Raw genomic sequence first — 14023 nt, 5'->3', positions numbered from 1 at the left:
GTCCCGGAACTCATCCAGGCCATCCATGACTACGTCCGCATCAATAACCAACAGCCCACTCCTTTCATCTGGACCGCTTCGGTCGAAGCCATTATGGAGAAAATCAATCGTTGTAAAGCTATTTATGAGACGGTACACTAGATGCGTGATTTCCTGACCTTCGTACCAAGTTTGCGATGGTCCCACGGTGCCACTGAAGGACGGCGGCGACAGATCTTCGGTGTTGGTCAATGTACCGCTCCTGTTCTTGCCTTTCACGACCCCCTGGGAATAACAACGTAACAGTAAGGGTCGCCAGCAGACGTGCTGAAGGCATCCGGTCTGCAATCTATCGACCCAAGGAACGCAAAGAAAGGTGACAGGTGTCACTCCGCCAGAACCAGAAAGGGCCATTCGCTCCCTTGACAAAAGGAGACACACCTTCGTATGTTGGGCCACCTCTGAACAATTGTTATGATTCGGATTTGGAAGATGGGGTGATAGGAAAGAACCGAGGGTTTCTGGTTCCGGCAAAGGACGTTTTCTGACGAGCGATGGCCCACAAAAGCTTTGTTGCGTGAGTTCGCCGGGAATCACGCCATTTCAGTACGCCTGATGTATGAACACGTTTTCGGCCGTTAACGTCAAACCGCCGGAACTCGACACGAACGACCGCTATTGATCACCTTCCTGAAATGTAGAGTTTTCTTGAAGAACAGCCCCTGGGGGTGCCCATCCACGGACCTGCAGGTAGCCTAAGAAAGGCGTGCCCATGATGAAGTCCAATTGGTCGCTTGTACTGGTTCTGTTTCTTGTAGCGTGCGGCGGTGGTGAGCAGAGGGGCCCCAACCCCACACTCCCCCCAGTTGATCCCGATCCGATCCCGGGCATTCAACGGCCTACTTTTTCCGATTCGATCATCCGTCCCGCGGTGGACCGGGTGTTGACCGTTGCAGATTCGATTCTCGTCAGCGATCACGTCGGGGTCTCCATTCCCACCATTTGCTTCAGCGCGACGTACTGCGACACAGATGCCGGGGGCGGCCTCGGGTGGGGTTGGGATATCAGCGACACCCGGGATCTCGGCCTTGACGCCAAGCTGAACTACTCAGGAGTGGGTCTGAACTACTCCGGGGTGGGTGATAAGGACGGGGTCTTCCTTGTTCAAGGCCAAGGAGAAGGTGAGTTCCTTGGCTTTCCATCCGATTCCAGAAGCTATGGGGCGTGGCTCCGCCACAATGTTTTCGTCATGTATTTTGAGACCATCAGGAGCGGGACTTTGCCGACGGGTGTACCCGTTGACGGGCTTTCCCTCGGCTACGGCGCGTCCGTGGGCAACGACACCGGCTCAAGGCCCTCCAGCAACGCTACCTGGCGGGGCCTGATGATAGGTGGGGAAAGGGACAGTAGCGGAAACGATCACGTGATTCGCGGAGATGCGACCCTGGTGTACGATGTCGGCCGCAACGATCTGGATGTGTTGTTCACCAACGTGGAGACCCTGGATACCCACATGTCGACGTTCGACTTGAAATGGTGGGATCTGTCCGTAGACACAAGCGGCGCGTTCCACCACCGCGACATTTGGGGACATGTTGACGGACGCTTCTACGGCACGGACCATGCCGAGGTAGGTGGGGTCTTCAGGAGAGGCGACACGTTCGGTGCGTACGGGGCGCGACGATAAATGCCGCGGTTCGACTCGATCGGCAGACTGCCCTCACCAACGCCTCCTGTCAGCACAGTACATACTTCCGCATCGTGCTTCCGCTCATGGCGGATACGGCCAGGAAGACCAGGATGATGCTTTCGAGGGCCCGGCCTGATTGGTCAGCGGTGGCTCCTGCCTGGCCAGATCCACGATTTTCTCGGCCCGCAGGGGTCGGGAAGACGCATCTTGCCATCAGCCTGGCCGTCGTCGCCGCCGAGTCCGGCCGTCGCGTCTACTACGGTACCCTGGCGGGACTGATCGAATCGCTCATGGACGCTAAGACCGCCGGTAATCTCTCCCGTCGGCTGCGGGTCCTCACCCATCCCGCTTTGCTCGTGGTGGACGAGATCGGCTACCTGCCTGTCACCCAGGACGGCGCCGTGCTCTTCTTGGCAATCGAAAACTGCACAGTTCCGAGAAGGGCGTCAGTGCAGATCTGAAGCTCTTCGGTTGGTTCCGGTTAAGTGTGCAGTTTTCGGTTGCCATTGACAGGATGGACTGGCTTCTTCAGACTTCACGAGTGTGAGTTCGAGTCTTCGGGCGCATGGCGTCAGAGGCGGAGATCGCTGCCGGTCGTGGGTAACTCGACGAAGGCCACCTGGGAGTCATTCACCGGTCCTCGTCCACCAGGCACCACTAGGGTACCGAAGTGATCGCGCCCTGTTTCGCGAAATCCTGCACACGCTCGACCGCAACCAACTGGACGGCACGCAGTTTCCCAACACAATCATGAACGAGCCACCTGAAGCAGGTGCTGTGTATGTGCTCCACCCCCTGGATCGCGAGGCTTTGCTGGCTGTGTACGGATGGCTTGGACCCGGTACAACTACAGATCAGATGCATGAACGACTGGGGCCTTGGTCGGAGGAGTCAAGAAATCTGGTGGACGGTTTCGCAGTCCCGTGCCCCATAAACGCGGAGTGCGAAACTGCTTTGTTACCTGTCATATTCGGCGTCTCAGCGCGAAACGGCCTAATACAACCGTGGACGCTGGGCGTCGGCCCGTGCTATCGCGCCCCCTACGACAGCGACGGTTTGAGCACCATGACCGGGTGGTCCCCACCAAGCGGCGGAGCAAAGCAGGTTCCTATGGGGCAGTCTCTCCGGAAACCTACCGTCTATGGCATCGCCGGGGAATTTCAGGGACCGGCAGGGGTCGCAACCGGGACCACCGAAAGTTGCGCTCGCTGGGATTCAGGGTACGAAAGACGACTGGGCTCATTTGCTCGGAATGGACAAAGCGGCGGGCAAGGCGGGAGGGAATCCAAGAGAGTATATGGCCGTTCTCCCGCGAACGCGGCCGTGAGATCCTCCCGTTTCAATACGCCGCCCATTCCGTTATGGTACGGACCCATGAATACTCCGGTCACCACGCCCTCATCGCCACCCGTCTGCACGAACGTGTTCCCGCGTACCGTGATGGTGTATTCGAGGTTGCCGTCTCCCCAAGGGTTGCCGGTGCCGAACCGGACGCCGGTGTAGAACGCTCCGGGCTTCGCGGTCCACGACTCCAGATCACTGAGCTCAAGCTCCCCATCCAGAGACTCGGTATCCACCGTCAAGCGCGCCGCCCCCGCTACCGATCTATTGGCAGGTGTGAATCCCAAGAGATAACCCGACCACGTCAGCACGCGATCGGACGACCACGGATCCTTCCTGAGATCCGGCGAATGGAGTCCGGTCACCCACGGTTGTACCAACCCGTTCCGCGCCGCGACACCGAAATCGATACGGATAGGCGGTAACAAAGAGGCACAGTCAGAGTAGTCCACACAAGGAGGGTCTCCACTCGGGATGACGAGCTTGCCGACCAGATGGACCGACTCCTCCGACCAAGCCCCCAATTCCTCGAATATCGTCTCTGTCCGTGTACCGGGCTCCAGCCATCCGTACACGGCGAGCAGAGCTTCTCGATCGAGACGGTGTAGCACGTGCCAGGGGACTCGGTCTGGCGGGTTCTTCATGACTGTATTGGGAAACAGCGTCCCGTCCACGGGATTTCGGCCGAGGGTTTGCAGGAGTTGGTGTACGATGCGAGCCCGACGGGGCTGGGGCTGGTGGATGCCATTGGCGCGCCACCATCCAGCGTCTATCCAGACATGACCGGACAAGATTTCCGAGCGATCCCGCGTCTCGAACCGTTGCGAAAGGCCCTCGGCATCCGGTTCGGGAGGAGGGTCCACCGGCCACTGTTCGCGCGGCTGGAATTCGACCACGATTTCACCGTTCCGTGGCCTTACGGCGTTCGCCACCGCAGGTTCGGAGGCGAATCGCAACTGCCAAGTGTCCGGGAGTGAGGCGTTGATTGCCTGAACCGCCCAAATCGTGTCCTGTACCATTTCCTGCGTAGCCCCCTCGGCTACAAGAACGATAGGTGGCTTCTCCCCGAACCGCCGGACATGGCCATCGGCACCTGCATCATGGACGAGGTACTCCACGGTCTGACCGGTCCCGTCCCGCACTGTCCCATACTCCAGAACCAAAGGGTAGCCGCTTAGATAAGGCGAGACTCTTTGGAGGACGTTCGCGCCGACGTACAGAAGATCAGGGATTAGAGCATGAAAGCGCGCACGGAGTTCATTGACCGGTGCATGGCGTGCAGCAGGGTCGGCCTGACGCGGGACGGGCTCAAACCCCGTCGGGCCGGGACCCCCGGAACCCGTCGCACACGCGACCAGCAGCAACACGGAAAGCATGCAGAGAGACCGCGCCACAGACCACATGGAGACCCCCTCTTCTCGCCCACACGCGCGGGCGCGGCCAGTTTGTCTCATGTCAACCTGACCGTATTTCCCTGAAGCCGCAAGTTTTCCGAACCGGAAGATACCTAACGAGCCGAAATCGATCAACCCTGGTTTGCCTAGGCTACGCGCGAAGTCTCCCTGCCAGCACCAGGAGCGCAAGGGTCCGGGTTTCGGAGGTGGTCCCACAAGGACCACGGTCACACACCGCGGTGATGCGCTTTCGTGAACAAGTCATCCGGCTGTGCTATGGAAGAATGCATGGCGCTGTCGATCCAGGGAAGAGGGAGGAAGTGAATGGCGAAAGACCTGCGCGCCTTCATCGAGCAGCTTGCGGCATCGGCGCCGGACCAGATCCACATGGTCACCCGGCGGGTGGACCGACGGTTCGACATCACCTCCATCGCCGAGCGCTTGGCGGAGGACGGGCGGTTTCCCGCGCTGGTGTTCACCGACGTGGAAGGCGCCTCCATGCCGCTGGTGATCAACCTCACGGCCACCTACGAGCGGCTCGCGCTGGCGCTGGGCACCGATGTGCACGACATGGTGCGGGTCTACGGCGAGCGGCAGGCCCGGCCGATACAGGCGCAGACCGTCACCGACGGGCCGGTGAAGGAGGTGGTGCTCAAGGGCGACGCGGCCGACCTTTCGGCCCTGCCCATCCCTTGCCACAACGAGCTCGACGCCGGTCCCTACATCACCGGCGGGGGCATGATCGTCAAGGACCCGGATACCGGCACCCAGAACGCCGGGCTCTACCGCCACCAGGTGCACGATCCCCGCACCCTCGGGGTCTACATCCAGGGCAGCCACCACGGCGGCTACATCTACCGCCGCAACTCGGAACGCGGCGATCCAACCGAGTTCGCCCTGGTGGTGGGGCACTACCCCACGTTCATGCTCGGGGCGGTGTCGCGGCTGCCGGGCATCGGCGGCGAGTTCGCCGAGGCCGGCGCGCTCCTGCAGGAGCCCATCGAACTAGTCAAGGCCGAGACCGTGGACCTCATGGTGCCGGCCCACGCGGAGATCGTCGTAGAGGGGCGGCTCCTGCCGGACGAGACCCGCCTCGAAGGCCCTTTCGGCGAATGGACGGGCTACTACGTGAGCGTGGGCGCGCAGCCGGTGATGCACGTGTCGGCCATGACCATGCGCCGGAACCCCATCTACTACGACGTCTTCCCGGCGGGCCAGGAACACCTGGTACTGGGCAGCCTGCCGCGCATGGGCACCATCTACCGGCGCGTGCGCGAGGCCGTCCCCGGCGTCGTCAACGTCAACGTGCCGGCGCACGCGCGTACCCACTGCTACATCTCCATCCGCAAGACCCGCGACTCCGAGGTCAAGCGCGCGGCCCTGGCGGCCATCGCCACCGAGCCCGAGAACCTGCGCTGCGTGGTGGTGGTGGACGACGACGTTAACGTGTTCCACGAGCCCGAGGTGACCTGGGCCATCGGCACGCGCATGCGCCCGGACGAGGACGTGCTCACGATCCCGGACTGGAACGGGCCGGGCGACCTCCTGCCGTCCAACTGGAACTACAGGGTGGACGGCACCCATGAGCCGGTCATGGGCGCGGTCATGATCATGGACGCCACCAAGCCGGCGCCGCCGGTGCAGTACCCACAGCGGGCGCGCCCGCCCCAGGACAAGGTGCGGGAGGTGCGGCTGGATGGGCTGCTGCAGGCGTTCGACCCATCGCTGCTGCGATCACCGAAGACCTTGACCGGAGATTGAAGGAGTGCGAGACTTTTCACGCGCGGTGGTGCTGTACCGCTGCAAACACCATGAGTCTCACGACATTCGATACACTGAAGTTCGCGCAACGTCTTGAAGAGGCGGGACTTGAACACAGGCAGGCCGTCGCCTTCGCCGAAGCGCAGAAGGAGGCGTTCGCCGAAGCCATCGAAACGCAATTGGCGACCAAGGCCGACACCCAACGAATCGAGGGGCAATTGGTTCTGTTGAAGTGGATGATCGGCTTCAATCTCGCTTTCACCATGGCCATCGTCTGGAAGGTGTTTTCGTGAAGAGATCCTCGTCAAACCGAAAGGAGCCCCTGATGCGAATTCCGAAATCGTTGTTCCAAGCATTTCTGGTGGCGCTCATCGCCATGTCGCTGGCGCTGGCGGTGACGCCGGCCTCGGCCGCGGACTGGAAGCCCAGCAAGCCCATCACCATCCTGGTGGGATTCTCGGTGGGGGGCGCCATGGATACCGCCGCCCGACTCCAGGGCGAGGTCATGTCGAAGATGCTGGGGGTCCCGGTGCTCATCCGCAACGTGCCGGGCGCCGGGGGCCGAAACTCCGTGACCATCCTCAACCGGGCCAAGCCCGACGGCCATACCATGGCCGCCATCAACCTGCCCGGACAGGCCGTCAACCAGGTGGCGCGGGGGATGAAGCCCGACCTGCGGAGCTTCACCTGGATCGGACGCCAGGTGTCCAACCCGTACTTCATGCAGGCCACCACCAAGGCGGGCAAGGACCAGTGGACGTCGCTCAAGCAGATGAAGACGGCCAAGAAGCCCATCAAGGCGGGCATCACCGGAACCGGTGGGAACACGTTCCCCATCTCCGTCATCACCGCCAACCTCGTGGGCTTCCCGGTGGAATTCATCGCCGGCTTCAAGGGACCCGAGTTGATCACGGGCATCATCCGCGGCGACATCACCATCACGAACCTGCCGCTGACCAAGCGCTGGACCACGGCCATCCAGTCCGGCGAGGCCAAGGCCGTCGTCGTCTACCTGCCGGAGCGGCATCCCAAGTTCCCCGACATTCCGACCGGCGTGGAACAGGGGTTCGCGGCACTGGGATCGGCTTCGCTGGTGGGTCAGAACCTCTACGCGCTGCCGCCCAAGACCCCGGCCAACATCGCGTCCGTGATAGAAGCGGCCCTGGTGAAGGTCAACAACGACGCGGCGCTGAAGGAGAGGATCGAGGCCAACGGCAACATCGTCGCGCCGTTGAGCAGGGAAAACACCACCAAGCTCATCGCCGACATGATCGCCCTGGTGGGGGACAACACCCCGCTGCTCAAGAAGTACATCAAGTGATCCTTGCCCATGGTGGCGCGACGCGGTCCCGGCTTGACGGACCGTGTCGCGCCTCACTCTTCCGGACCTCGGCGCTCCCGTGACACAGGACACCCGCGTTCATGTTTGAGGGTTTCGGCGGCGCCCTGGTCACCATCTCGGAGCCGCACGTCATTCTGACCCTGTTGTTCGGCAGCGTCATCGGACTGATCTTCGGCGCGGTACCGGGTCTCGGCGGCATCCTCGCCATGTCGATGCTGCTGCCGTTCACGTTCACCTGGGACGCCATCACCGCAGTCTACCTGTTCTCGGGCATCATGGGGGCGAGTTCCTTCGGCGGCTCCATCAGCGCCATCCTGCTCAACACGCCGGGCACTCCGGTGAACGCCGCCACCTGCTTCGACGGCTACCCCATGGCCAAGCGCGGCGAGGCGGCGCGGGCGCTGGGACTGTCGGCGGGGGCGTGCCTCCTCGGGGCACTCTTCGGGCTCCTGATCCTGGCGTTGCTGATCCAGGTGATGCGGCCGCTGGTGATCGCCTTCGGCCACCCGGAGATCTTCTGGCTGGTGGTGTTCGGGCTGGTCACCACCGCCACGGTGAGTCAGGGCTCGCTCCTGAACGGGCTCATCGCCGGCGGCGTCGGCATCCTGCTCTCCCTGGTGGGTCTCAACGAGCCCACCGGCCTGATCCGCTACACCATGGGAAGCGAGTACCTGTGGGACGGGATTCCCCTGATCCCGTTCTTCGTGGGGCTGTTCGCCATCGGCGAGCTGATCAACTACTCGGCCCAGGGCGGCACCATCGCCCGCGACAACATCCAGGCCAGCATCCGCGGCGCGTGGCAGGGGGTGATGGAGAACTTCCGCTACGCCGTCTGCCTGCTGCGCAGCTCGTCCATCGGCACGCTGGTGGGGATCATCCCCGGCGTGGGCGGCGAGACCGCCAACCTCATCGCCTACACCGTGGCGGTGCAGTCCTCCCGGAACCCGGCAGCCTTCGGCACGGGCCATCCCGAAGGCGTCATCGCCAGCGAGGCGGCCAACGACTCCAAGGACGGCGGCGCGCTGCTGACCACCCTGAGCTTCGGCATTCCCGGAAGCCTGGCCATGGCCCTGCTCCTGAGCATCTTCATCATGCACGGGATCTCGCCGGGACCGCAGTTGATCCTGGACAAGCCCATCTTCATCTGGACCCTGCTCAACGGCTACGTGGTGTCCAACGCTTTCGCCAGCATCGTCGGCCTGCTGGCCGCCCGCTACCTGGCCATCATCACCCGGGTGCCGGTGCATTACCTGTCCGCCATCATCGCGGTGGTGGCGCTCGCGGGCACCTACATCCTGCGGGAGAACATCTGGGACGTGGTGCTGGTGGTGTTGTTGGGCGTGTTCGGCTTCGCCATGCGGCGGGCGGGCGTACCGATCCTGCCGCTGGTCATCGGCTTCGTGCTGGGCAACCTGGCGGAAAAGTCGTTCCTGCTGACGTTGCGCATCCACGACGGCAGCTATTTCGGCTTCTTCAACAGCCTGATCTCGTGGATCCTCATCCTGATCATGGTGGCGATCCCGGTGATCACGCGGCTGCGCACCCGCTCGACGACATGAAGCGCGTCAACTACAGCTACGTGATCGTCAACCTGCTCTACCTGGCGGTGGCGCTGGTGGTGGTCATCCCGTCCTTCGGCTTCGATGGACAAGGCGGGCTGGTGCCCCTGGTCTTGGGTATCCCGACCCTGGCGTTCGTCCTGTTCTGCCTCGGGCGAGAGCTGCTCTCCCCGAGCGCGGCGCCCGACGACACCGTGGAAGTGGCGCCCTGGGACAAGGCCGCTCCCATCGTCGCCTGGCTGGGGGTCTTCTGCGGCCTGGTGATCCTCATCGGCTTCCAACCCACCATCCCCATCTACATCCTGCTCTTCCTGCGCAGCTTCGCCCGGCTCTCCTGGACCCGGTGCGCGGTGGCGGCCGTGACGGTGTGGGCGCTGGTATACGTCGGCCTGGCACTGGTGCTGCAACGGACCCTGTTCGAGGGCGTGCTGTTCGGCGCCATTCTGCCGCTACTTTGAACGCGCCCTTCGGTAAGGTACCACCAACCCCGATCGAAGGGAGTCTATGATGCGAATCCTGATCGTAGAAGATGATCTCTCGACACTCCAAGCCTTCCGGACGCTTTTGGAAGACGCTGGCTACGAGATAATTCAGACAACCACCGGCGAGGACGCTCTCACTTTCGTCCGCCACAATGCCATCGACGGCGCAGTCGTGGACCTGACCCTCAAGGGTGCGAGCTACGGCGGTATGACTTTCATCCGGAAATCCCGCAACGAAGACTACTATTTCCCGGTCTTGGTCGTGACCGCAATGCCCATCAGTGTCGCCAAGGACGACGTCAGCCGCTCCATCGGTGGCTCTCCTCTCGACTACGCCGATGACTACATCGAGAAACGACCCGGTCGTGGTTGGTTGTGGGAGGTCCGCGACCGCTTGCGAAATATGATCATACCTACCCGCATGTTAATTTGTCCGCCTTACAAATACGATAGGTTGGCAAGTCGACTCTATCGTGACGATGCACCGATCGACCCGGGTGCACGAGAGAGCCGTATTCTGGAATGCCTTATGCAACACCCTGGCCGCGTCGTGCCCTCAGCTCAGATCTACGACCTCATCCACGATCAGAACGTGACGGACGACGACTTGTACCCCGAGACCCCGCTCAGCAAAAAACAACGGGACCTAGTCCATCAATATATTCTCCGTTTGCGCCACGCCCTCGACCCCGACAAGCAGATAAAACCCATCCAGGCTGTAACGAACGCCGGCTACCGTTTCCGGTTGCCGTCCGAAACTAGGCGTTCTTTCACCACCGATCCCGACCGCGTGATCGTGGGCCGTTATCAACTTGAGATTCCCACCAGCTACTTGGTGGTCCGCGGCGAAGACGCCGAGATCATCCAGCTCCAATCACTCGAATGCAGAATTCTGGAGTTACTGATGCGCTCCGCCGGTGTCATGCGCTCTCGCGTGTGGATTCACGAACGCGTGTACGGCGCCAACGACATGACGCCTCTCCCGGAGCTCGACGCGCGGCTCCTGACCCTGCGGAACAAGATCAACCGTAGCCGAGGCGGCCCTCTCAGAACCTTTACGGATACCGGATTCTACTGCTTCACCATTGCCGACCTGTGACCTGCGGCCCTCGGCGGCAGTCGACCTCTAGTTCTCCAGAAAGGACGCTTGCGCATGTTCAACACACACATCGGTCGAGTTGCTGTTCTGTCTTGGGCGGCCTACACAGTCGCCGCGTGCGCGACAATGGCCGTCATTGCCAGTACATGGGATTACAATAGGGACATCGCTCGGCTGGAAGAAACTGTTGCGAGCCTTCGACAACGAATCTTGGCCGCCACCGAAGCGCGGGGGAAGACGTACGTACGCGACCTCGCCACTACGGTGATGTCTGCCCACGACAAAGACGCAGAGCCCCTCACGACCACGCTTTTGCTTGCGAAAAACAGTGAGTTTGGCACCCTAACAACACGGCCGTTCACGTTATCAAGCTTGTGCGTGAAATATCGGCCGGACGGCACTGATTTCGTCATTGTATCGTTACCCTCTGAGAAACGGACCCTCTGTGATCACACACCTGGCCCAGCCAATTTTGCGAGTTACCACTTACAAAATAATATCCTTGCGCTCGCTCACGAAGACAGCCGCTCAATAAGACATTACACCGCTCAAAAGATGAACGGCGACGAGCTCGTGTGGTTGATGGCCATAGCCCCTACACCGGACGACGTCCTTGTCGTAGACTCCACTGATGACCGCAATTCTTCTTATCCTTACCTACCGGCGTGGGGCCACAGCGCGACAGTTCTGTTGAGCCTTGCGGTTGCCGCATTCGTAGCCCGTTCGAGCCGGCGGCTAGCTCAAGCCGGCAACAGCCTAGCATCCATCGCCGAGCTGCTGCTAAAGATCAAAAAGGACCTTCACGATGCGCGTATCAGCTTGGGGTCAATCAGTTGGGACGGCCTCCACGACTTGGATGGGCCTTCCGTCAGACGCTTGGCCGACAAGACAGCAACAGTGAGCCGCGTCTGGGATCAACTAGCGTGCCCGATCGCGGACGTTAACGCGCATCTCTCGGCGGCGAATTGGTTGCGGAAGAAGGTATTGGCCTGGGACGGCGTCGCGGAAGTCACGGAACTCGCTAAGACAGCGAAGCGGATTGCAGCGGAAGAAGGGACAGCGACCGAGACACCGATTGTGGTGGAGGTCGAGGACGAGATCGCACAGCAAATATCCGAATACGACGCAGTCACCATTTTGCGCAATCTGATCGGCAACGCCATCAAACACGGAGAACCCCCTGTCGCGGTTACTGTCAGGCGAATCGTAAGCGGCCCGGATCAAAAGGGACAATCCGCGGAAATTGTCGTGGTCAATGATGGGCAACCTTACGACAAACACAATGCCAACGGCGACGGTCACGGCCTGAAAATCGTTGAAGGCCTAGCGAAGAAGTACGGGGGAGACTTCCGCATTGAACGTGGGAGAAACGGGAGGGGTGCTGTCGCGCGTTTGACTCTCGATATTTGAAGGTGGTTGGCTGTCTTGTGAGATCCACTCATCGTAAGTTCGTGCGGACGCGCCCATCGAAAAAGGCCGAATATATGCCTGCAACCGACCTGCCTCGTCACGGAAGCGACACCCTTGACGCGTGGCGCGGACCATACCTGCCATTGACAGACGCGCGTCTCAACAACGTCCTAGATACTTCCCTGTCCCGGCGTCCACGCAGTGCGTCTGATTACCATGCGACGTACTTACCGTAACGTAGTAGACGTTGCCATACCGCTCCACATGCACCACCGGTGAACCGGTTCGCGCCTGAACGACGATCGCCGCATCTCGGAACGTCGTCTGAGATATCTCCATTGCACCGCCAGCCTTGCGTTCCCACGCTGCGGCGGACGGCTCTTCGGCGTCGCGAACGACCGTGAAACAAACGCGCCTCACAATAGGATCTCCGAGGGACGCACATGCGGCACCCGCAGCACAAGCCGCGCCGTTGCCCGCGACCGCTTCGCCCTTCGTAACAGTAGGCGGTTTGTCCCAGTCTTCGACGGTTTGGCGTGAAGCCGCTGTAGCACCTGTGATAGACAACATAAGACAAACGATAGTTGCGCTATTATAGATGTTTCGCATGGTGCACCTCGTCAACTTTGTGGGACGGCAGGCATAAAGATCAGAGTGGAGTAGCGGTGAAACGTTCGGAATTCAGGGCCATGGGAGGGGATTTGAGCGAGCGTGGGACGGCCCGCGTCCTACGCAGGGGTTTGGGCGCACGCGGCCAAGGGTTCCCACGATAATCTGGCACTCTCCGTCCAGTACCAGCTGGCCATTGTAACGCTGCTGGAACCCTTCCCCGCTTATCTTCGTGAACCCGCTCTCGGGATCGGTGAAATTGCTTTCAGCCTTCGCCGACGGTTGCCCATACTCCCGGTTGTACGGCCTTCCTCCCTTCCGGTTGCGCTCCTCACCAGGCCTGCCCCCTCGCGCTTCATCCATCTCTCGTTGCGCCTCCTCCAAGCGCTTCTTCGCCGCCGCAATCGCCGCCAACCGGTCCTCCCGCGGCCGAAACTCCCGGATCGTCCGGTGCTTCGGATAGTTCCCCGCTCCCAACATCCGAAACGCTACGTCCTCGTCCAGCTTCTTCGCTATCTTCCGCGAAGCATAGACCCCTGTCGCGTACCCGTATCTCAAAAACTTCAACATCATCGACGGCTCGTAAGGTCGGTTCCGCCACCCGTCCCCCTCGTAAAACTCCCCCAAATCCAGCACGTCCATCAAGTCGCTGACGTGGTGCGCCAAGTGTCCCGCTGGTACCCATTCCGTCAAATCCGGCGGCATTAACAATCCCTGCCCTGGTTCATACACTGGATAGTTCCCCTCTCCTTCCTCTCCTTGCCTTCTCCCGCCCCTCTTCATACTCTTTCCCATGCCGCCCTCTTCTACGGCGCAGACTCCTAGGGACAACTTGCCAGCGGCTGCTGTGCAGAGCGCACAAATCATCCGGCATTTCAGTGACTTACAGCCCACCACATACCACCGCGTCGGACACTACTGTCGCCATTTAGCATACCGCTTCGGGCGGTTACAAGCTACCCAAGACGACCCTCCAACTAAGGATGAAATCGCAAGGCCGTCACACCACATCTAAGAATTGGTTGGACCGGAGCTATATTCCTCCAAACCACACTGCTAACAACCAGTTGGGGTAGCGGTCGGGGCAGTCGAGTTCGGCAAAAGCTAACGGCATCAGCCCCCGCGGAATCTTCGAGAAACTTATCATCATACAAAGGGGGTCGGGGACGAGTGCGGGTTGGCTCGCGGCAGTGGCTTCCGAGGCACCAGTCTCGTGTTGACGGCTTTGGGCCGATTTTTGCTCCTGTTCGGCTAGCTTCTTGGCAATTTCAGCACACGCCTCGACACATGTCGTCGCAGGTGGCTTGACCTCCGCCGCAGAAACCGAAGTGCATAGAACAACAAGACAAAACAGTAC

General features: G+C 61.0%; 13 protein-coding genes. 9 read left to right on the top strand and 4 right to left on the bottom strand.

The window, feature by feature from the left end; translation table 11 throughout:
- On the bottom strand, positions 1 to 231 hold a 231-nt coding region (locus OXF11_21535; GenBank protein MCY4489672.1), incomplete at its 3' end, for a hypothetical protein.
- Positions 232 to 751: 520 nt separating this feature from the next.
- On the opposite strand from OXF11_21535, the gene OXF11_21530 reads away from it, so the two are divergent.
- Entirely contained in the window at positions 752 to 1666 is a 915-nt protein-coding gene (locus OXF11_21530) for a hypothetical protein (GenBank protein ID MCY4489671.1), read from the top strand.
- A 113-nt stretch (positions 1667 to 1779) separates the two neighbouring features.
- Positions 1780 to 2130 carry an ATP-binding protein gene (locus tag OXF11_21525; protein ID MCY4489670.1) on the top strand — a complete coding sequence of 117 codons (351 nt, stop codon included), beginning with the start codon at positions 1780 to 1782 and terminating at the stop codon, positions 2128 to 2130.
- Positions 2131 to 2829: 699 nt separating this feature from the next.
- On the opposite strand, the gene OXF11_21520 is transcribed toward OXF11_21525, so the two are convergent.
- On the bottom strand, positions 2830 to 4128 hold the full coding sequence (locus OXF11_21520; GenBank protein MCY4489669.1) for a hypothetical protein: 1299 nt from the start codon (positions 4126 to 4128) through the stop codon (positions 2830 to 2832).
- 600 nt (positions 4129 to 4728) lie between these two features.
- Here OXF11_21520 and OXF11_21515 point away from each other — a divergent pair.
- From OXF11_21515 to OXF11_21485, 7 genes are all read left to right on the top strand, one after another.
- The gene (locus tag OXF11_21515; protein MCY4489668.1) at positions 4729 to 6165 is read left to right on the top strand and encodes a UbiD family decarboxylase; all 1437 of its coding nucleotides are present in this window, start codon (positions 4729 to 4731) and stop codon (positions 6163 to 6165) included.
- On the top strand, positions 6162 to 6458 hold the full coding sequence (locus tag OXF11_21510; protein MCY4489667.1) for a hypothetical protein: 297 nt from the start codon (positions 6162 to 6164) through the stop codon (positions 6456 to 6458). Before OXF11_21515 ends, OXF11_21510 begins: the two co-directional genes overlap by 4 nt.
- A gap of 32 nt (positions 6459 to 6490) precedes the next feature.
- On the top strand, positions 6491 to 7486 hold the full coding sequence (locus OXF11_21505) for a tripartite tricarboxylate transporter substrate-binding protein (GenBank protein MCY4489666.1): 996 nt from the start codon (positions 6491 to 6493) through the stop codon (positions 7484 to 7486).
- A gap of 101 nt (positions 7487 to 7587) precedes the next feature.
- Positions 7588 to 9066, top strand: coding sequence for a tripartite tricarboxylate transporter permease (locus OXF11_21500; GenBank protein MCY4489665.1), 1479 nt, complete (start codon positions 7588 to 7590; stop codon positions 9064 to 9066).
- The gene (locus OXF11_21495) at positions 9063 to 9524 is read left to right on the top strand and encodes a hypothetical protein (protein ID MCY4489664.1); all 462 of its coding nucleotides are present in this window, start codon (positions 9063 to 9065) and stop codon (positions 9522 to 9524) included. Before OXF11_21500 ends, OXF11_21495 begins: the two co-directional genes overlap by 4 nt.
- A 46-nt stretch (positions 9525 to 9570) precedes the next feature.
- Entirely contained in the window at positions 9571 to 10647 is a 1077-nt protein-coding gene (locus tag OXF11_21490) for a response regulator transcription factor (GenBank protein ID MCY4489663.1), read from the top strand.
- 54 nt (positions 10648 to 10701) lie between these two features.
- Positions 10702 to 12057: a hypothetical protein gene (locus tag OXF11_21485; protein MCY4489662.1), complete on the top strand. Its 1356-nt coding sequence runs from the start codon at positions 10702 to 10704 to the stop codon at positions 12055 to 12057.
- 681 nt (positions 12058 to 12738) lie between these two features.
- Here the strand turns inward: OXF11_21485 and OXF11_21480 are convergent.
- The gene (locus OXF11_21480) at positions 12739 to 13461 is read right to left on the bottom strand and encodes a transposase (GenBank protein MCY4489661.1); all 723 of its coding nucleotides are present in this window, start codon (positions 13459 to 13461) and stop codon (positions 12739 to 12741) included.
- Positions 13462 to 13699: 238 nt separating this feature from the next.
- The coding region (locus OXF11_21475) for a hypothetical protein (protein ID MCY4489660.1) at positions 13700 to 14023 on the bottom strand (324 nt) is incomplete at its 5' end.

This window comes from Deltaproteobacteria bacterium (genome assembly GCA_026712905.1).
Taxonomy (GTDB): Bacteria; Desulfobacterota; Binatia; order UBA9968; family JAJDTQ01; genus JAJDTQ01.
The sequence above is the reverse complement of the archived record's forward strand: the minus strand, read 5'-3'. Positions and strand labels throughout refer to the sequence as shown.